This is a genomic window from Pectobacterium sp. IFB5596 (assembly GCF_021432585.1).
GTDB classification, from domain to species: Bacteria; Pseudomonadota; Gammaproteobacteria; order Enterobacterales; family Enterobacteriaceae; genus Pectobacterium; species Pectobacterium punjabense.
Window position 1 is genome coordinate 86,315 of record NZ_LXFY01000032.1, and the last position, 19,793, is coordinate 106,107.

Below are 19,793 nucleotides of genomic sequence, written 5' to 3' on the forward strand. Positions count from 1 at the left end.
TTATACTTCAAGTTGCATGTGCGTTGGCTGCGTTCAGTCACCCGAATCACTTACCTGTGTAAGCTCATCGGGATTCCTTCGCTTGCCGCCTTCCTGAAACTCGAATTATTTAGGGTATAGCCATGATTTTATACAAATCGTGATGGGTTCGTGTTACCTGAAAATCAAAAAACAGGAAATAAAAACCCTAAAAAATCCTAGTCTTAATATTGAAAGCGATGCTATGTACATCGAACAAGAAAAAGGAAGAAGAACCATGTCAACGAATATCCGTATTGAAGAAGACCTGTTAGGTACCCGTGAAGTCCCTGCTGATGCCTATTATGGTATCCATACGCTGCGTGCAATTGAGAACTTTTATATCAGCAATAGCACCATCAGCGATATTCCAGAATTTGTCCGCGCCATGGTGATGGTAAAAAAAGCGGCTGCGCTGGCGAATAAAGAACTGCAAACCATCCCACGTAAAATTGCCGACACTATTCTACAAGCCTGTGATGAAGTACTGAATAACGGTAAATGCCTGGACCAATTCCCTGTCGATGTCTATCAGGGCGGCGCGGGTACGTCAGTCAACATGAATACCAACGAAGTGCTGGCGAATATCGGTCTGGAGCTGATGGGTCACCAGAAAGGTGAATACCAATACCTCAACCCGAACGACCACCTGAACAAATGCCAGTCCACCAACGATGCTTACCCAACCGGCTTCCGCATCGCGGTATACACCTCTATCCTGAAACTGGTTGAAGCGATTACCCAACTGAGCGATGGCTTTGAGCGCAAAGCAAAAGAGTTCGAAAACATCCTGAAAATGGGCCGTACCCAGTTGCAGGACGCCGTACCGATGACCCTTGGTCAAGAATTCCACGCGTTCAACGTGCTGCTGAAAGAAGAAAACCGTAACCTGCTGCGCACCGCTGAGCTGCTGCTGGAAGTGAACCTGGGCGCTACCGCCATCGGTACACGTTTGAACACGCCTGATGAGTACCAGAAACTGGCCGTTCAACATTTGGCAAAAGTCAGCGGCCTGCCTTGCGTACCGGCTGAAGACCTGATCGAAGCAACCTCCGACTGTGGTGCTTACGTGATGATGCACAGCGCCCTGAAACGCGTCGCAGTTAAAATGTCGAAGATCTGTAACGACCTGCGCCTGCTGTCTTCCGGCCCGCGCACTGGCCTGAACGAAATCAACCTGCCAGAATTGCAGGCAGGCTCATCCATCATGCCAGCCAAAGTTAACCCGGTTGTACCAGAAGTCGTCAATCAGGTGTGCTTCAAAGTGATCGGCAACGATACCTGCGTCACCATGGCGGCAGAAGCAGGCCAGTTGCAGTTGAACGTGATGGAACCGGTTATCGGGCAGGCCATGTTCGAATCCATCCAGATTCTGTCCAGCGCCTGCTACAACCTGCTGGAAAAATGCGTCAACGGCATCACCGCCAACAAAGACGTGTGTGAAGCTTACGTCTTCAACTCTATCGGTATCGTGACCTACCTGAACCCGTTCATCGGCCACCATAACGGCGATATCGTCGGAAAGATCTGTGCCGAAACCGGTAAGAGCGTGCGTGAAGTCGTGCTGGAACGTGGCCTGTTGACCGAAGAACAGCTGGACGACATTTTCTCCATCCAGAACCTGATGCACCCGGCCTACAAAGCCAAACGCTACACCGACGAAAACGAAGCCGTTTAATTTTCGTTTTCTGTCACTATTTTCGATCGCTGCTATACAGGCCCGGAGGAAACTTCGGGCTTTTTCTTATTCATTATTTACAGTATGACGATACTATTTTTATCCGCCGAGTGCTGACGTAGCAGAGATACCGTGACTTATTTCCCGCTGCACCTCTCCCCTAAAAATAAATTTCCCAATTCAATCCCTTATATTATTTGAATAATTTGGGATTTAGACCAAAACTAAATCATCTCCGAAAAATAATAGGGGATAACGCAGTTGGTTTACCTCAGAACCAGCTCTGCTTCGTTATCCTACACAGGCATCGCTTTTCAGCGGACCTATTTTTATCAACTTGGCTGTACTTGGGTAAAAGGATGATTTCACCTAGCATGCCTCGAATAACACACGGAAAAATCGGGATTCTGACTTCTTTCCCCGCAGCGCTGTTGCTGTGCTGGTCATCCACGGCCTTTGGACAAACTATCTCATTTAGTCAGGCCTGGGCTCGTCTGCTGCAAAGTGATGACAGCATTGCTGCCGAACACGCGGGGGTTGATCGGGCGCAGTCCCTGCGAGAATCCGCTAAAGGTCTCTATTGGCCGCAGGTCAACATAGGCGCGAGCTATACACGTCTCGACAAACCTGTCGAACTCGATGCCCGTGACCTCAATCCGCTGGCAAATCATCGAGATATCTTCGCCGCGCTGAACCAACTTGTTAACATCAGCGGTAATCCCTTTGTCACCCGTTTCACAGAACAAAACGTGGTCACCAGCTCCGTTCAGGTTGTCTGGCCGCTATTCACCGGAGGTCGGATTGATGCCGCGCAGTCGATCCGCGCCGCGCAGGTGAATGAGGCAGAACAAATGCTGATCGTCCGCACGCTGGCGCAGTTTGAGGCGCTGGCACAGACCTACTACGGCGTGGTGATGGCGCATCAGGTGATGAAAACGCGTCAGGATATCGAGAAAGGCATGGCGCAGCATTATGACCATGCTCGTAAACTGGAAGCACAGGGGCAAATCGCCCGAGTCGAGGTGCTGTCTGCCCAATCCGCTTATGACATGGCGCGTATCGAAACGCAAAAGGCGCGACGGAGCATGGAAACCACCGAAATGGTGTTCGCCAAGCTGATCAAAACCGAAGGCGCAACGCCTTCCTCTGCACTGTTCGTCAACAAAACGCTTCCCGAACTGCCTGCGTTGGTGAAACAAACGCTCAACACGCACCCCGGTTTAAAGGTACTCTCCGCCAAGCGCGATCAGGCCAAGGATCTCATCCGTATCGAGCGCGCCAAATACGCTCCTGATGTATTCCTCTTCGGCAACTATCAACTCTACGAGCAGGACACGCTGGCCGCCAGAACCACGCCAGATTGGATGGTGGGCGTCGGCGTATCCGTCCCGCTCATCAGCCGTGAAGGCCGCTCCGACAATATCGCCGCCGCGAAAAGCGCAGAAATGCAGGTTAACCATCTGGAAGCGGATATGCGGCAAAACCTTGAGATAATGGTCGAGAGCACGTGGCGAGAAGCGCAGTTGGCGCTGGAAGAGTTCAATTCCCTGTCTTCGACGCAAAAACTGGCCGAAGAGAATGTCCGGTTACGCAACAAGGCGTTTATGCAAGGCATGTCTACCTCGTTGGACGTGGTCGATGCGCTGAATCAGTTAGCCGGAGCCAAGACACAGCGCGCCTCCGCCGCCTATCGTTACGTGGTTTCCATCGCCAGATTGATGGCCATTTCTGGCCAGATAACCCGCTTTCCTGACTACCAGACCCAACACGCCATACAGGTGACGCCATGACACAATCTCTTTCGCGTTCAAAACGCAAATGGTTCCTTCAGGCGATTCTGCTGATTGTGGTGGTCTGGATCGCCTATCGCTTCTGGCTCGCCTATCAGCCCGAACCAATACGGTTACAGGGGCAAATCGAAGCACAGCAGTATTCGGTGTCATCAAAAGTGGCAGGCCGTATCGCAGAAGTGCAGGTGCAAAAAGGCCAGCAGCTTGACGTGGGCGACCTCGTCTTTACGCTCCTGACGCCGGAACTGGACGCAAAGCTGGAACAGGCGAAAGCAGGTGAAGCCGCAGCGGGCGCCGTGGCGCTGGAGGCTCAGAAAGGCGCACGTGAACAACAGATCGCCGCCGCCAAAGATCAATGGCAAAAAGCCAAGGCCGGTTCCGAGCTAAGCCATAAGACTTATCTGCGCGTACAAAACCTCTATCAGGAAGGCGTGTTACCGCTGCAAAAACGGGATGAAGCCAAAGCCTCGTGGGATGCTGCGCGCTATACCGAAGGGATGGCGTGGCAGGAATATCAAATGGCGCAGGAAGGCACGCGGAAGGAAACTCAGGTCGCCGCAGAGGAAAAAGCGCGTATGGCGGCAGGCTCCGTCGCCGAGGTGGAGGCCTATCTGGCAGAGGCCCGCGTTGTCAGCCCGCACACTGGCGAGGTCAGCAATGTGCTGTTGCGCAGCGGTGAAATTGCGCCACAGGGCTTTCCTGTGGTCACGCTACTGGACATGAGTGACATCTGGATTCAGCTAGCGGTACGCGAAGATCTGCTGGAGCGCTTTGCGATGGGCACCGAGTTTGAGGCACGTATCCCGGCGCTCAATAACCAGACATTCCGGTTTAAGGTATCTTACGTTTCCGTCATGGGGGATTTCGCGACGTGGCGGGCAACGGACACCCGCCAAGGATTTGATATGAGGACGTTCGAAGTAGAAGCGCGGCCAGTTCGACCGGTTGACGGGCTGCGCGTTGGCATGAGCGCGCTGGTAGAAATGTGATGGTACGTGAATGGAAGGCGCTGTGGCGCGACCGCTGGGGGATGGCATTAGCGCTCTGGCTGCCGCTTGTCACGATGCTGATTGTTTGGTGGACGCTATCTGGAGCGATTGTCCGCGAGCTCCCCATCGGTTTAATTGATCTGGACAACAGCACGATGTCGCGCCAATTTGCCAGAGAGTTGCATGCCTCATCCTCCTTCGACCTGAATCATCAGTTCTCATCAATAGAAGAAGGCTCGACCTCGTTGCGCGGTGGCAAGATCTATGCGCTGGTGGTCATCCCCCGCCACTTTGAGCGTGATATTCGCCTGAAAACATTACCGACGATTACTGCCTGGAATAATGGGCAGTTCGTCCTGATTGCCAAAGTCATCAACAGCTCATTGGCGCTGGTAGCAGGGACATTCAACGGACAAATTGCCGTGGTGCAGGCGTTATCTCAGGGGGCTGCCGTTCCTGAAGCCAAAGGACTGGCGGTACCCATTGGCGGGCAGATTACCGCACTGTTTAATCAGAACGCCAACTACGCCCAGTTTTTGCTGAACGCGATCATCCCCTCGATCTGGTCGATTCTACTCGCGCTATACGGCCTGAATACGCTGGCACGGGAGGATCGGCACGGAACACTCTGGGTGCCAGAGAATCGCACCGCCATCGGTTCTAAATTCCTGACGCACTGGCTAATCGGCTGGGCATGGGGCGGCCTATGGAGCTATGCGCTGTATAGCCTGCTTGGTTATCCACTCAACGGTTCAGCGCTGCTGCTCGTTATCTCGATTGGCATCACTGCCGGTGCCTGCATCGCGCTAGGCATGGCCTTCTATGCGCTGATTCGCGACCCGGCACGCGCCGTTTCCATTGTCGGAGCGCTAATGGCCCCCGGACTGGCGTTTATGGGCATCACCTTTCCCGCCGCCGCAATGGAGACATTCGCTACGTTCTGGCGACAATTACTGCCTGTCGCGCACTATGGCGACATTGCCATTGCCATCACCAGCTACGGTGCTGGGATCGCTCAGATCGCGCCCGCATTGGCAGCGCTCGCCCTATTCTGGCTGCTGCTACCGCTCACTCTCTGGCGTTACCGCTCCAGTGGCAAGGAGGCCGCATGCTGACTCTCGCCACTCTCATCCGGTTTGAGCTGCGCAGCTTACTGCGCGATCCGACTATCTTACTCACCCTGTTCGGCGGGATTCTGCTCTATTCCTTTCTCTATCCGCGACCTTACCTCGCCCAGACGCCACGCGAACTACCGGTGGTATTGGTGGATGAAGATGGAACTCAGCTCTCACGCCGTCTGGCATTTATGGCCGATTCTACACCGGAGGTACATCTGGTGGCGCAGCGCAATACGCTGGATGAAGCTAAAGCGCTGCTTCTGCATGGCGAAGCGAAGGGAATTCTCTACATTCCGCGCCACTTCTATCGCGACATCATGCAGGGGAAAAGCGTTACGGTAAGCTATTCGGCCGATGCCGGCTACTTCCTGATCTATGGCGCGATCGCGCAGTCTTTGGCGACGGTCGGCGGCACCGCGGGCGCACAGGTCAAAGTCGCACGGCTGCTTGCTCAGGGAGAAGGCATACCCGCCGCCAGCTCGCAGTGGCAGGCCACTTCTCTGAATGTTGTGCCGGTCTTTAATCCAACCATGGGCTATGTCGATTATGTAGTTCCTGGTGTCTTCATGTTGATACTGCACCAGATTTTACTAATGGGATGCGGCCTGCTCGGTGCCGGACAAAATCAGCGCACTCGGTCCGGCTGCGTGCGCTACTGGCAGTATGCCGCACCGTGGCGTTTACTGCTGGCGCGTACGCTGGTCGTTGGCTGTGCCTACCTGTTGTCGCTGCTCTATATGCTCGGCTTTTGCCTTGATGCCTATGGCATCGCACGCGAAGCCAGCATGAGTCAGCTACTCCTGTTTACATTACCCTTCATCCTTTCAACGCTGTGGCTTGGCGTCGTATTGGGGGCCACCTTTACACGCAAAGATCTCCCTAGTCAGGCGGTGCTGCTCTCCTCCATTCCGATTGTCTTTCTTGCTGGCTTCATCTGGCCCGTGGAAATGATCCCCGCACCACTGAACTGGCTGGCTCAGTGGATACCCGCGGTCTTCACGATTCAGGGAATATTGCGTCTTAATCAGATGGGAGCAGATTTCACCCAGATCGGCGCATTTTGGTGGCATTTGTGGATGCTTGCCGTGCTTTACGGCCTGCTGGCGTGGGGGATGCTAGGGTATCGGCAGTGGCAGTACCGCCGCGAAAACCAGACCGCGCGTCGATAACGGGAATACTGTCCCGGCGAACACGCCGGGACAAGAGGTTTACGGTTTTACTGGATGTCTACACTATTTACTCAATACGAAAGGCACAGAATTACGCAGTGAAACGTTCACCGTTTCGCTATGATCCATGCCTTTATATTGGTGCACATCGGCTGACGTCCCCGCACTCACGACATCTTCCGCAAAGTGAACCTGCATCTTGGTAGGCACGTTGATGTCATTGGTTCCAATCCCGATAAAGACCGGAGGGGTAACACGTAGCGTGTTGTAGCGAAAATGCGCCATTTGGTCATCCAATAGGTCATAGATCGCAGGCTTCAGACTATTGGCGGCATTCAGCCCCTCTTCCATTACTTTTTGCGTCAACTCACCGATACACATCTTACGAGCATCTTCGACAAGTTTAGCGGCTTTCGGCTCGAAATAATCCTCGACCTTAAACCCTGGCTTCATATCGGTTGCTGACAGATAGATATACATCACATAAGGGATTTTAGGATCGCCGCCCTTTACGTCCACGCCAAAAATCTTTTTCGCCGAGGTTTTATCATCAAAATAGGGCGTGCCGGTCAATACGGTCGAGGCGATATTCAGATTCGGCGCATAACCCGGTTGGTAGCCCATACTCGCAAAGGCCGCGTGTGCCCCCTGCGACTGGCCGACGATCGTCAACTTATTTTGCAGCGGGAATGTGGTCAGTGACGCTTTGACGCTATCCAACACGCTCCATGCCTCACCACGTGAATTGAGGTAGTGATGCAAGCCAGCAGATCCTAGCCCCGCATAATCCGGTGCCACAATCGCAAACCCCAGCGACAGCCAGGTATTCAGGTACTGCGAGTCCCGAGCGGAACGCGGATTGAGGGATGGCGCGCAGGAGGTTCCCACACCAATCGTCCCATGTGTCCATACCACAACCGGCCAGCCCTCTTTGGGTGCCTCACCTTTGGGGATGAAAACCGCGCCAGTATCTTCCCGCAGGCTTTCACCATCGACGCCACTCTTCGAAGAATACTTGATTCGATACTGTTCCCCCGCCTCCATAAGGCCTAATTCTTTCTTCAACTCCGTCTTTTCTATCAGGGTACCGGGTGTTTTCGTCTCTGCAAAAGCAAACGGAGCCATCATCCCGACAGAGAGGGTGAGAAGTAACGCTAAGGGTTTTTGCTTGAGTGTAGGCACATGAAGCATGACGTTTCTCCAGAGTTATTTAATTGGATATCACTCTAAAGATAGTTCAGTTATGGATTAAATTGCGTGACGGGATAATTTTTTATCAATAAATTCAATAGCTAGCTAATTTTTAGTCAAGGGATGTTAACGCTATAACGATCTGCACATTGGCGTTATCGACGTCAGGTCGACTGCCGAGTATTCACAGGGCTAGCCTATACGCGTGCTGTACTGCGAACCATTCAAGGGATAATGCGCGGCTCCCAAATCACGTCATGCAAGACGAACGTGCCCAGAAACCGCTAAAGAGAAGGAAATTTATTCGTCGAAGAACCAGTAGCCCTGATTAACCAGCGCGGTTAATTCCGCCACGAATGCTGGATTCTCTAGTGCCTTGCCCAGTTCTTTTTTACCGAGAACGGTGTAACGACACAGCGCATCAGCCGCTTTCGGATCAACGGTATCCAGTCGTTCACTGTTGATGAAGTAGTCACCACCCACTTCCAGAACGCGCAGCCCGCTCAGGCGCGTCAGCACGTCACCGTCCATCAGCGCCCCCACAATCTCATCCTGCTCGTAAGGCGGTTCCGCCGGAGCGATATCCAACTCGTGGCGCGGCGTCGTTACAAAGCGGCCGAACCACGCTTTAAGCGCTTCCGGCTGATTAATCACGTCGATCATCATCTCGCGAAGACGGTCAAACTCATAGTCTTCAACCCGCCCTGGATGCTCCCGACAGGTCAAATCAGGGTCGCTGTAGTGCTCACCACCGAGATCGTTCTCCAGCACATAGTCAGCAAAACTGCTGATTAAGTCTCTACCATTCGGGCCACGAAATCCCACGGAATAGTTAAGTGCGGTTTCGTGAGTAAAGCCGTCATGTGGGAAACCTGGCGGAATATAAAGAATGTCGCCCGGCTCAAGATCTTCATCAATAATCGGCGGGAAAGGATCGACATGCAGCAACGCAGGGTGCGGGCAGAACTGACGCATCGGCAGTTTATCACCCACGCGCCAGCGACGGCTGCCCATCCCCTGAATGATGAAAACATCGTACTGATCGATATGTGGGCCAACACCACCGCCCGGTACGGAAAAGGATATCATCAGGTCGTCTAAACGCCAGTCTGGCAATACGCGGAACGGACGCACAAGTTCAGCAGACGGCGCATGCCAGTGGTTCACCGCCTGAGCCAGCAGCGACCAGCCAGTTTCACCCAGATTATCAAAATGTTCAAAAGGCCCATTGCTGGCCTGCCATTGACCATTTTTATAGCTGACCAGACGGCTATCAACCTCCGCCTCCATCGCAAGACCCGCCAGCTCATCCGGCGTAATGGGGTCAACAAAATTCGGGAAAGCGTTCTTCAATACAACAGGTTGTTTTTGCCAGTATTTTTCTAAGAATTCGGGCCAGTTAAGATTAAGTTGGTAAGCCATGCGTTCACACCAGTGAGAAGAGAAACGGGCATGATTATAAAGAAGGTGGTGCCAGCACGACTTTGTCATTGGTCAATGGGCGGGTATTAAGTAAAGCGAAAAGTAGGGCGATTATGGAAGGGGGAGATTGAGTCACTAAAGATCATAGATACATTATAGTTTCTCACTATTCAGTCGATAATGATCGCGGGCTAAAAACCCTTTTCACGGCAACGATGATGACACTAGCACAACATTTTTCTATCAAGCGACGCAGAATGTCGCTTGGTTGTCTGAAGGTGTAGCTCGATACATTATCTAGCTTGATTAAGGTGTTCAACATGAAAGGATTTATCTATTTTACTGTTGGTCTGGTCGTTGGAGTCTGGCTGGTGAAGCAAAACCAGACGATAGATGACTTGAAAAGAGATCTAGAGAACGAGTAGATCAACACAGCGGACGATAAGAAAAACTATCGTATTCAACTTTTAAGCACAGCATTCTTTTTAGGCTTGGCACTATGTCAGATCCCAAAGACAGATTATTTCGCCATCTGGCGCTCCTGCGCCTGATACCTCGTCAACCACGGAGTATTTCTACTCCCGCACTACTGCAAAAACTCAAGGATCGCGAGTTTGACATCGATTTGCGTACTTTACAGAGGGATCTTGGCGGACGACTAAGCAAGGATTTCCCGCTCCATTGTAATGAAGATGAACGACCTTACCGCTGGAGTTTTCCCAGCAATATGCCCCAGTTTGATTTCCCTGCGCTAGACACACCAACAGCGCTCGCTTTCGCTTTTGCCGAAAATTATCTAGAGAAATTATTACCCCCCAGCGTTCTCCATCTACTTGAGCCACATTTCGCAATGGCTAACAGGCAATTACAAGGGCTTGAGCATAATGGGCTAGCACACTGGGCGAACCATGTGCGGGCTTTACCTAACGGTAAAATCCTTCAACCTGCAGAAGTGGATGCTGACATTTGGGTTCATGTCTCTACCGCGCTAATGGAAAAACGCCAGTTACAGATTCTCTACCTCAGCCGTAGCAAAGGTGAGTCCAAAAATCTGCATATTCACCCCGTCGGTCTGGTCGCGCGGCACTCAATAAGTTACCTGATTGCAACTGTCGATGGTTATGACGACCTGCGTCATTTCGCCCTGCAACGCATCCAACACGCAGAACGTCTGGATATGCCCGCCCGCGCGCATGAGAGCTTCGATATTGACAGCTATATCGCATCTGGCGCTTTTTCTCCAAGACAGAGTGAAACAGAGGTGGAGTTAATCGCCGATGTTCACCCACAAATTGCCTGGCTCTTACGAGAAACACCACTTAGCCAGCAGCAAACGCTTGAACCGTTATCAGGCAGCGACTGGCTACGCCTACGGGCTTACGTACCGCTGGATCAGGAGACACTGTGGTGGATCTTTGGGCTAAACGACAATATTCGGGTGTATAAACCTGATTGTTGGGTAGCGGAGATTCGGGAAAAAGTCGAAAAATCAGAGAGATGTATGAAGGAAAAGGCAGAGCGATTTAAGCGTGGTGCCAGTGGCTTATCGTCAAAATCAACGATCTCCTTTGAATAACGCCCGAGACGCTAACATCGCACCGTTTCACATTTTTATTTTTCGCCTTTAGTTTCGATTATACAAGGAAGGGCAGCATGTCATTACAACAAGAAGAATTACGGGTTAAAGCCTGTTTTCCACAGCTACAAACCTACTGGCAACGATATGAATTCCCTGAGGCTCCTCTAAAAGAGCTAGAGAATACTCTCAGCACGTTTTCGGTACGTTTACCGCTAATCGGTGCCTTCAGCGCGGGAAAATCATCACTTATCAATACCTTTTTGCAAGAAAACTTGCTTTCCGTTGCCATCGATCCAGAAACCAGCTTACCCACAGAACTACGTTTCGCACCACATGAACGCATCGTATTACAGCGTAAACACCACGAATCACAGACACTCACCCGTGATGCACTTAAAAACCAACAGTATGGCGAGCATAACTCAGAAAATATTGTGGAAGTTTGCCTGCCCTCTCAAGAATTGGCACACCTCGAAGGCATGACGCTGGTTGATATGCCAGGTTGGGAATCGGGGATCAAACAACACTCTCTCGCCATTGATAACTACCTGGATCGCAGTGCAGCCTACTGTGTAGTCGTCAGCGTTGATGAAGGCGTACTGAAAGAGAGCTTGAGAAAAATTATTGAAGAGCTGTCTATCCATGAAAAGCCCGTGATGCTGGTCATCACCAAATGTGACAAAAAACGCCCAGAAGATGTGGACGCGGTTGTCCAACACGTTCAGCAGCAGGTTGAAGCCATCACTAAAAAGCCGCTGCTCGCAGTTTGCCGCACACAGCGTAAAAATGCCACAGAGTGGGCTATAGCATTACGACGCTTACTCCCCTTGCAGCAGCATTTTTTCCATCAGGCTATCGGCAGTGCCGTGCAGAAGCACATCGGGGACGTGCTATCGCGTGTCAATCAACTGGCACAAAGTCAGAATCAAACATTGGACAGCATCGAAAATAAACGAGAAATCTTAACGTCGCAGTATCAGCGCTTACAGGATGATTTACAGCAAGTAACTGTGACGCTTCAAAAACAGCAGGAAGTGGCTACACAGGCAATTATTAATGATTTCGCCAGTAAATTGAACGCTCAATTAGACACACTCGCCTACGCGTTGTTGAATGGAGAAGAGACGGGTAGCACGATTGGCCACGCTCTGCGTATGGCCTACTCTCAGGGGGTTGAGCGTCACCTCAAACCGGCAATACGTCAGGAGCTTGGGCAGTTGCACTTACAGGGCGGTCCGCTGGCGGAAGGAATGAATTTTTCTTATCAGTTCCAGTCTGATTCGACCGCTCAGGACATCATCACCAGTACCTTAGCCTACATCTTGCCTATGGCTATCACACTCATCACGCGTATCCCGATGGCGAAGCTATTAACACCCATTATTACCTCAGCGCTGGAATCACTGTTTAGTCGCGGTAGTAAAGAGCTGATACAGCGTCAGCAGCAGGAGGAAGCCCGACAGCATGTCATCAACACGGTGATCCCTGCTTGTCGCACAAAAGCTGCACCAGAAATATCGCAAGCGCTGAGTAGTACGATTGATGACATCATGAGAGCCATTAGCGCGGCCGCACAGGAAAAATTAGCAACCGTGCAAACGACATTAGATCAGGTCGCGCGTGAGTTAGCCGCAGAGAAAAGTGCCGAATCGCAACGCCAACAAACATATCAACAGGATCGCGCTGCGCTGCAACAGATGTTGACGCAATTGCAGGAATTCAATCATGGCTGATGTAATCGCAACGCTGGGTGAAGATGTACTACGTGAACGCTACAGCCTACTTTGCCAATCCTGCGAGGACCGCCCCAACGGGGCCGCAAAAGAGGATGAAGCCATCCTGCAAACGCTGGAAAATCTGATTGAACAAGATTTGCCTACCTTGGCACGCAAAGGTAGCCCTTCAACCTTTACCGATATTTTGCATGAATTACGGCATGAAATGGTGCGTTTTCGCGAATTTTGCGAGTATCCAGAACTTTCCAGCAAGGTAGTCGTTGGCTTGGGGGGGAGTTTCAGCGCGGGGAAATCATCACTGATTAATGCGCTTGTCGGCGATCGCAACTGCCTGGTAATAGAAGTGGATCCCACCACCTCTTTGCCTACCTATTTGGTAAAAGGGAACGACGGTGAAGCAACAAAAGTCAGAGCCATTAATCTATTTAACCGCCTTATCTCAATCAGCCACAAACAGTTTCGCACCCTGACCCATGAAGAACGGGAAAGCTATGGCAGCCAGGTGAGCCGGATGCTGAAATCGGTGATTGTTTCTCATCAAGGATTTGGCTGGGAAAATCTGGCACTGCTGGACACCCCCGGATATAGCAAAGCGGATGAGCAGGGAAGTGCCAGAACCGATGCCAGCATTGCTCGCAGCCAATTAAATAGCGCACAGTTTATTATCTGGCTAGTGCCAGCAGACCAGGGCACGATCACTGAAGACGACATCACGTTTCTCGCCACGCTCGATCGCGCGATCCCAAAACTCGTTATTGTCAGCCGTGCGGATAAACACCCTGAAGAAACAATTGGCAATATCATCGCGTTAGTGGGCAAAACGCTGGCACAGCGCGGTATTGAGGTATTAGACGTCCTTCCTTTCTCAAATCGCTCACGCCAGCCGTACTCCGTGTCTCCGTTGGAAAAATACCTTGATGGCTGGGATCGCATTCCACGCGATCCTGGGTTCACACGGCAATTTAAACGCCAGTTTATGACGTATGGAAACTATCTGGACGAAGCACGCCAGGATGCGCAACGTCAGCTCAGTAAGTTCAACCGTATTCTAACCCTGAGTGATGATCCAAGCGTGCAGGCCGATATTCTCAGCCTGCAACGTAAAAACAAAGCCAGCCTGCATCAACTGGAAGACATTAGCCAGTCACTCAATGTTATTCAGCAACAATTCTTTAGCGGACTCAAACAGATTGGTCAGCGTCTGGGTATTCCATTAGACGAACCAGAAAGCGTATCACTGCTAGAGTATGCCCCCATCAGCCTACAAAAAATGTTATTAACCTTGGCTGACGAGCGTGATATGGATTTACATGATGAGGTGGATACCGAACTGTGGCGGCCATTGACATGGGATATACAGCCAGAAAACGTGGAGCGCCTGCTGCGACGCGATGTTCCTGAGATGACAGACATCTGGCAACCGTTGATGGACGATGCCCCGTTGTCTGGGCTGGATGCTTTACTTCGCCGCGATCATACACACTTCGCCTCGTTACAAGCCCTGAGCAAAGGAAGCTCATCATGACCCACAATAATTTGGATGCATTGATAAATACGGCACGCATCGGGCTGGAACCGTTAGACGCTCATTATATTGCGCCACAAGAGGCTGCATTTAAGAACGACTATCTGACTTTGCTGGCCACCCTTCTGCTAGAAAATGGCGCACTCAATGACAATCAGCATCGACTGATGACACTGCTCCTGCCAGCTATTAACCCTTCATTTCCGCTGTCTCATTATCTTCAGCAAGCGTCTAAATTAGATGCGGATAAACTGCGGCATATTCTCGATAATCTGCGACGGGATCAACACGCCTCTCAGGCGCTACTTTTTGATTTTGTGGTCGCCCAGAGAATTGCCGGACCACTCAGCACAACCACGACCGAACGTTTATCCTGGATAGCCAAATTAACGGGATTACATGAAGAACAGCTCTTACATATCAACTTTTGGAGTATGCAACTGCTGGGCCTAGCCACACGATTGGCGGATTTCTCCAACCTCGCGGAGGAAGTGAACATCGCGGTATGTGATTCGTCATCCATATCCAATGATCCAGACAAAGCGACCTTTCCTCAAAAAGGTGAATTCTTAACTAAAGGGCGCTATGTGTATGTCTATGAAAATAATTTTGGTTCTATGCCCATGTATTTCATAGCACAATTAAGTAAATATATTTTACGAACAGTCTATCTTCCCCAATCCTGCATCGTATTTAGCATCATTATGAATGAGGAAAAAAATAAAGAGCGTGATTACGGTAAAAATGGCGAATCAGTTTTTGAAATCATTCCTCTCCCCACGGCCTTCAGTGCCTGGCAATCTTTTTTTTATAGAGAACTACCATGAGTGAAATAAACCCTCTCACGATCCTAAATCAATTAGATCGCTTACGCATAAAAGAAAATCCTTATTCGATCCACTCGCTGAATGAGGAAGACGAACATACCCGCCAGCATTACTGTGCGTTGTTGTTGATGGTGATATTAAGCCATGGCCCAATCAGTGCCGATCAACAAAGAATGCTGCAATTCTGGCTGCCGACTATTGGTATGGAAGGTCGACAGGCGGAATTGTGTCAGTTAGCGATGAAGCTGGGACAGGATGGACTGGCAGAGGCGATAAACGCCTTGCGTGATGTAGGGGGAAATTACAGTTTTATGCTGGATTGCCTGATCTTCGCGCGAACGAATGGTCCGCTAACACAACAGCAGGTCACACTGCTGGAGACGTTAGCGACCTTTCTGGATATCGAACAATCACATATGGAAACCATCGTTTATGCTGCCTGCCTGGTATTAGGATTACCAACAGGAGAGAAAAAAGCATCGGAGCTCACGCTGGGTATTCACTATATATCTGTATGGCGAGAGTTTTTGGATGACTATATTGAGCTACTGTTTCTTGGGTTAAAAGAGTGGGGGGAAAGTAATGGTTTACCTTATAGGATACCTCAAAAAAAAGAGGATTTAGTAAATATTAGGGAAATTAATATTTATAGCAATGAATGGCAATATGTTACACCTTTCCCTGCGGGTTTATCTTTGTTAAAAAATATGGAAACACTTACTTTCGACTCATACAAAATCACAGAGTTCCCTAATGTTAGTATATTACCTAAAAACCTACGTGAAATAAAAACGGGAGGTTACGGTAAATTTAATACACTACCAGACTCTATTTGTCAGATGAAAAATTTAAAGAGACTGTCAATCCCGACATCAAGTTTGCAAAACATCTCAGAAAAAATCTTCACATTTCTCAAAGACAATAACATTGCACATAGCATTGCTGATAGCTGCTTTATTAAGGGGCCAAAATGACAACGTTGTTGCAACAGCGTATTCAGCGCGTACTTGAAACTACCACAGCTTCCCACTCTCAATTTATTAACGAAAGTAATGCGTTGCAGGCATTAGCAAAGGATTATGCACAAAAACTCGCTCGGTGGCAGCATCATGAGCAAACGCTAAATATTGGCATTATGGGGCAGGTGAAGGCCGGAAAGAGCACCTTTCTCAATACTCTACTTTTTGATGGCCGCCCTATTCTACCAGAAGCTGCGACCCCCAAAACGGCCAACCTAACGCGTATCGGTTACGGGGAACAGCACAGCCTGCAAGTGGAGTATTACAGCAAAGAAGAATGGCAACAAATAGCGGCTCAGGCGCAGCAATCCTCCGTAAGTGATAGCCACAAGGTAGCGCGTGAGCTATTGGAGATGTCAGCGCATGCTGGTATCGATTTAGCCGCACACTGGCAAAAAGTAGCGTGCCTCGAGAATCATACGGAAATCGTCTTAGCCGATAATATCAGCGAGCTACAGGGATTATTAAACACATATACTGGCAACGATGGTCGGTTAACCCCGCTGGTAAAATCCACCACCCTCACCCTGCCGGACGAGACGCTGAAAGGGTTTGAAGTCGTCGATACCCCTGGTATGAATGACCCCGTCCAAAGCCGCTCACAGAAAACCCGTGACTATATGGCGAACTGCGACGTGGTATTTTTCCTCTCTCGTTGCAGCCAGTTTCTTGATGATGCCGATATTCGCTTATTAGGCGAGCAGCTTCCCAGCAAAGGCGTCAAACGGCTGGTACTGGTAGCGGGACAATATGATTCCGTGATTCTGGATGATGGATACGATCGCGGTTCTTTAGCAGAAACAGAAAACAACATCCAAAAGCGGCTGTTACGTATTGCCCAACAAAAATCTGCTGAATTGGTGGAATTTCAACGGGGAAACGGCAATGACGCACGGGCAACCATTCTAGAGGAATTAGCACATCCGGTGTTTGCCAGTACATTCGCATGGGGATTTGCCCACTGGCCGCAAGAAAAATGGAGCGGCAGTATGTCGCATACCTTTAATCAGCTACAGGGCATCGCTGAAGAGTGTTGGCCCAATACGTTCACACAGCAGGACTGGCTGCGTATCGCCAATTTCGACACCTTAAGTAAGGTATGGCAACAGGCACGTCAAGATCGCCAGCCCCTTCTGGAACAGCAGCGGGCTGCATTTACGCACGAAAGCGACACCCAGCTAGCACATATTCTCACGCACCTATCGGGCAGGCTCAGAAGCCGTATACAGCTGTTAGAAAATCAAGACATACACAGCTTGCAGCAGCAGCAAGCATTGTGTCAGAAACGGCTTGAGGGTATCGCGTCAGAGTTACGCACAATTCTGGGCGATACCATCCATACAGCTCGTCAGGAAACAGAACGCGTCAAAGCGCGGCTAAGTGAAGATATTACCCGTCATCGTGAGTTGAGAAATCATACTGGTTCTAAGCAAGAACGCTATTCCTACGAGGTGAGTGACTCAAGCTGGTATAACCCTTTTTCCTGGGGAAGCACACGTACCGTATACGATTCCCGTACCGTGTCTTACCACTACTTTAGTCCTCAGGATGCGATAGAACAGGTTCGTCAATATAGTCGGGCATGCGCCAGCCAGATCCGCCAGCATTTTAATCGGTTAATTGAGCCCGCTGCGCTAAAGAACCAATTACGTCAGGCGCTTATCCAACATTTGAATACAAGCAGCGATCAGTTTGATCCTAGCGTATTTCGTAGTGCACTGGAAAATGCGATCTACAGCCTGGTGTTACCGGAGCTTATGCTGGAAGTGGATGAATCACGCATCATGATCCCCTTTCAGGATGAAATCAAAACAAGCGAGGACAAACAACGGTTACAAAATGCACTGGATGATGCCTTGGGATCGATGTTTATCGGCTTGTCCCAACAGCTAACCGTAGGAGCACAGCAAATCTTCTCCCAACTCGATATGCTGAAAAATACCCTCCAGGAAACGTTAAGCGAGAATCTGGAAACAGAAGTCAGTGAAATTAAAGCAGGGCTTCAAGATAAAGAAAATGAAATTAACGGGTATCGATGTTTACTCCGCCAGCTACAGGACAGTTAAGCATCGCGTCCATATGGATGTAACCCTATAAAGGCTAAAATAAGTTCGTATTGCTATACTTGCACGATAGTCAATGCGAACTTGCTATTTCTTATTACCCACACATCAAATCGTCGCGTTAAAACCTTTCATAAGAAAAAAACCTTCTTCTTTACCTCACGCGACCCAAACTGTCGCTCCCATCAGAATAATAATAAGTCACATAGATTCGTGGGCAAGCAACATCATGGATTACTCCATTCACTACGCGAACACGCAAGCTGACATAGACATGGCCTTTGCCAGCGCTCTATCACGACCGAGGGATTTCATGATTGCGATTAACGTTGATCATTTAACAGTGATAAATCATACCTATGTACCTAGAGAATGTCTGAAAAAAGCAACGATCCAGCCAGCAATTGATATCATTACCCCCTGTATCTTCACGAAAAAAGCATTTGAAAATATAAAAATAGATGATCATGCCGGAATATCTATTATTGATATTGAACATGGTATTGATCTGGCATTATTAGCTCACCATATCGCTAGCCAAGAACGAAAGGTTATTATTCTGAACAACCGCAGGCATGCGCCAGTGATGATCGCAGAAAAGGTAATACTGTTATCAAAACACACATCGATGAGCACAATTAAAAAAGTTATCTCAGCCATGTCATCATTCAGAGAAATAAAAGGGAAGACGATATCGTTATCACCGAATGAGAAAATATTCTTCAGCTATTGGTTAGACGGAATATCAATAAAAGATATCGCAAAAAAGATGGCGATAACCCATAAAACCGCCAACAACATGAAAAATAATATCTACAGAAAATATGGCATAAAGGATCTGCTTACCTTTTTACTCATCGCTAGAATCTCACACATGCAAAGTATCGCTGATGCCGAACATCACAGGGTTATCTACGTCGATAAGGTAGCGTAACATGAAATTCCGAGAGCAGCAGGAGGCTTGAATCCCACTGATTTTGCTAGCATTGTCGCAATATATTCCCTTCCAGTTTGTGTTGCGTATGCCATCTGTTCAGGAACTTCAAACTGCAATTTCCAACATGTCTATATGTCGTAAAGGTGATGTCGGCGCGTTGATCCTCAGCTGCACCAAGATATAAGACCCCGAAAGCTGAAATAGTGTTGGCAAAGTCAAGATGGGAGGAATTGAAAGGCGGCAGTTAAAGGTATCAACTTCTTTGAAGTTAAAAAAGCGTATGAGGACGAGACTCAAGAAGAAGCGCTTCGCGCTGTTCTGATCGAAATGAAGTCCAAGTCAGGTCTGACAAGTACAGAGATCGCCGCTCGCATGGGTGTAAGCCAACCTGCGGTGAGCCGCCTTGAGAGAAATGTTTCCAGTGCGAGTATCTCAACCTTACAACGGTATGCCGCTGCTTGCGGGATGCAGCTTAAGCTGTCACTGGGTTAAGATTCGCGTGGTATTCATAAGCCAGATTTTGCACTGGTTTGCCGATTAGCATTGGTGCTACAGGTGTCGCTTGCTATTTCTACATGGTAGAAGACGAGCTGGCGGAAATGATACTTAGGTATTAAAAGAATCAGAAAAATCATCTACATAAGAAAAATGAGCACCAGCCCCTCCCAAAAAAGGGGCTGATGCGGAGCTTAATGCATAGGCTTTAGATACAGGGTACGCCCTGTATTTCTA

15 protein-coding genes are annotated in these 19,793 nt (G+C 49.6%); 13 read left to right on the forward strand and 2 right to left on the reverse strand.

Annotation, left to right across the window (positions count from 1 at the left end; all coding sequences use genetic code 11):
* Positions 1-256: 256 nt before the first annotated feature.
* From aspA to A6301_RS20290, 5 genes are all read left to right on the forward strand, one after another.
* A complete protein-coding gene (gene aspA, locus A6301_RS20270; protein ID WP_005971181.1) occupies positions 257-1,696 on the forward strand; it encodes an aspartate ammonia-lyase in 1,440 nt (479 codons plus the stop codon).
* A 374-nt stretch (positions 1,697-2,070) separates the two neighbouring features.
* A complete protein-coding gene (locus A6301_RS20275; protein WP_215483973.1) occupies positions 2,071-3,486 on the forward strand; it encodes a TolC family protein in 1,416 nt (471 codons plus the stop codon).
* A complete protein-coding gene (locus A6301_RS20280) occupies positions 3,483-4,475 on the forward strand; it encodes an HlyD family secretion protein (protein WP_205540865.1) in 993 nt (330 codons plus the stop codon). The genes A6301_RS20275 and A6301_RS20280 overlap by 4 nt, the downstream gene beginning before the upstream one ends.
* Positions 4,475-5,590 (forward strand): ABC transporter permease, encoded by a 1,116-nt coding sequence (locus tag A6301_RS20285; RefSeq protein ID WP_215483975.1) that lies wholly within the window; start codon positions 4,475-4,477, stop codon positions 5,588-5,590. The genes A6301_RS20280 and A6301_RS20285 overlap by 1 nt, the downstream gene beginning before the upstream one ends.
* A complete protein-coding gene (locus tag A6301_RS20290) occupies positions 5,584-6,762 on the forward strand; it encodes an ABC transporter permease (RefSeq protein WP_234258596.1) in 1,179 nt (392 codons plus the stop codon). Before A6301_RS20285 ends, A6301_RS20290 begins: the two co-directional genes overlap by 7 nt.
* Before the next feature lie 63 nt (positions 6,763-6,825).
* Here A6301_RS20290 and A6301_RS20295 read toward each other — a convergent pair whose 3' ends face one another.
* Both A6301_RS20295 and A6301_RS20300 read right to left on the reverse strand, forming a co-directional pair.
* Positions 6,826-7,953 carry a lipase family protein gene (locus tag A6301_RS20295; protein WP_234258597.1) on the reverse strand — a complete coding sequence of 376 codons (1,128 nt, stop codon included), beginning with the start codon at positions 7,951-7,953 and terminating at the stop codon, positions 6,826-6,828.
* A 300-nt stretch (positions 7,954-8,253) separates the two neighbouring features.
* The gene (locus A6301_RS20300) at positions 8,254-9,375 is read right to left on the reverse strand and encodes a cupin domain-containing protein (RefSeq protein ID WP_205540862.1); all 1,122 of its coding nucleotides are present in this window, start codon (positions 9,373-9,375) and stop codon (positions 8,254-8,256) included.
* Positions 9,376-9,874: 499 nt separating this feature from the next.
* Between A6301_RS20300 and A6301_RS20305 the strand changes: the two genes are divergently transcribed.
* From A6301_RS20305 to A6301_RS20340, 8 genes are all read left to right on the forward strand, one after another.
* On the forward strand, positions 9,875-10,951 hold the full coding sequence (locus A6301_RS20305; RefSeq protein ID WP_234258598.1) for a YafY family protein: 1,077 nt from the start codon (positions 9,875-9,877) through the stop codon (positions 10,949-10,951).
* Between the two features lie 77 nt (positions 10,952-11,028).
* Positions 11,029-12,687 carry a dynamin family protein gene (locus tag A6301_RS20310; protein WP_234258599.1) on the forward strand — a complete coding sequence of 553 codons (1,659 nt, stop codon included), beginning with the start codon at positions 11,029-11,031 and terminating at the stop codon, positions 12,685-12,687.
* The gene (locus A6301_RS20315; protein ID WP_234258600.1) at positions 12,680-14,215 is read left to right on the forward strand and encodes a dynamin family protein; all 1,536 of its coding nucleotides are present in this window, start codon (positions 12,680-12,682) and stop codon (positions 14,213-14,215) included. The genes A6301_RS20310 and A6301_RS20315 overlap by 8 nt, the downstream gene beginning before the upstream one ends.
* Positions 14,212-15,042, forward strand: a complete 831-nt coding sequence (locus tag A6301_RS20320; protein ID WP_234258601.1) for a hypothetical protein — start codon at positions 14,212-14,214, stop codon at positions 15,040-15,042. The genes A6301_RS20315 and A6301_RS20320 overlap by 4 nt, the downstream gene beginning before the upstream one ends.
* A complete protein-coding gene (locus tag A6301_RS20325; RefSeq protein WP_234258602.1) occupies positions 15,039-16,016 on the forward strand; it encodes a hypothetical protein in 978 nt (325 codons plus the stop codon). Before A6301_RS20320 ends, A6301_RS20325 begins: the two co-directional genes overlap by 4 nt.
* On the forward strand, positions 16,013-18,127 hold the full coding sequence (locus tag A6301_RS20330) for a dynamin family protein (protein WP_234258603.1): 2,115 nt from the start codon (positions 16,013-16,015) through the stop codon (positions 18,125-18,127). The genes A6301_RS20325 and A6301_RS20330 overlap by 4 nt, the downstream gene beginning before the upstream one ends.
* 226 nt (positions 18,128-18,353) lie before the next feature.
* Positions 18,354-19,058 carry a LuxR C-terminal-related transcriptional regulator gene (locus tag A6301_RS20335; protein ID WP_234258604.1) on the forward strand — a complete coding sequence of 235 codons (705 nt, stop codon included), beginning with the start codon at positions 18,354-18,356 and terminating at the stop codon, positions 19,056-19,058.
* Positions 19,059-19,313: 255 nt separating this feature from the next.
* Positions 19,314-19,553, forward strand: a complete 240-nt coding sequence (locus A6301_RS20340; RefSeq protein WP_341614430.1) for a helix-turn-helix transcriptional regulator — start codon at positions 19,314-19,316, stop codon at positions 19,551-19,553.
* The last annotated feature ends 240 nt before the right edge of the window (positions 19,554-19,793 follow it).

Coding starts and splice junctions, on each gene's coding strand:
- aspA (WP_005971181.1), top strand. CDS start 257: ATGTCAACGAATATCCGTATTGAAGAAGACCTGTTAGGTACCCGTGAA.
- A6301_RS20275 (WP_215483973.1), top strand. CDS start 2,071: ATGCCTCGAATAACACACGGAAAAATCGGGATTCTGACTTCTTTCCCC.
- A6301_RS20280 (WP_205540865.1), top strand. CDS start 3,483: ATGACACAATCTCTTTCGCGTTCAAAACGCAAATGGTTCCTTCAGGCG.
- A6301_RS20285 (WP_215483975.1), top strand. CDS start 4,475: ATGGTACGTGAATGGAAGGCGCTGTGGCGCGACCGCTGGGGGATGGCA.
- A6301_RS20290 (WP_234258596.1), top strand. CDS start 5,584: ATGCTGACTCTCGCCACTCTCATCCGGTTTGAGCTGCGCAGCTTACTG.
- A6301_RS20295 (WP_234258597.1), bottom strand. CDS start 7,953: ATGCTTCATGTGCCTACACTCAAGCAAAAACCCTTAGCGTTACTTCTC.
- A6301_RS20300 (WP_205540862.1), bottom strand. CDS start 9,375: ATGGCTTACCAACTTAATCTTAACTGGCCCGAATTCTTAGAAAAATAC.
- A6301_RS20305 (WP_234258598.1), top strand. CDS start 9,875: ATGTCAGATCCCAAAGACAGATTATTTCGCCATCTGGCGCTCCTGCGC.
- A6301_RS20310 (WP_234258599.1), top strand. CDS start 11,029: ATGTCATTACAACAAGAAGAATTACGGGTTAAAGCCTGTTTTCCACAG.
- A6301_RS20315 (WP_234258600.1), top strand. CDS start 12,680: ATGGCTGATGTAATCGCAACGCTGGGTGAAGATGTACTACGTGAACGC.
- A6301_RS20320 (WP_234258601.1), top strand. CDS start 14,212: ATGACCCACAATAATTTGGATGCATTGATAAATACGGCACGCATCGGG.
- A6301_RS20325 (WP_234258602.1), top strand. CDS start 15,039: ATGAGTGAAATAAACCCTCTCACGATCCTAAATCAATTAGATCGCTTA.
- A6301_RS20330 (WP_234258603.1), top strand. CDS start 16,013: ATGACAACGTTGTTGCAACAGCGTATTCAGCGCGTACTTGAAACTACC.
- A6301_RS20335 (WP_234258604.1), top strand. CDS start 18,354: ATGGATTACTCCATTCACTACGCGAACACGCAAGCTGACATAGACATG.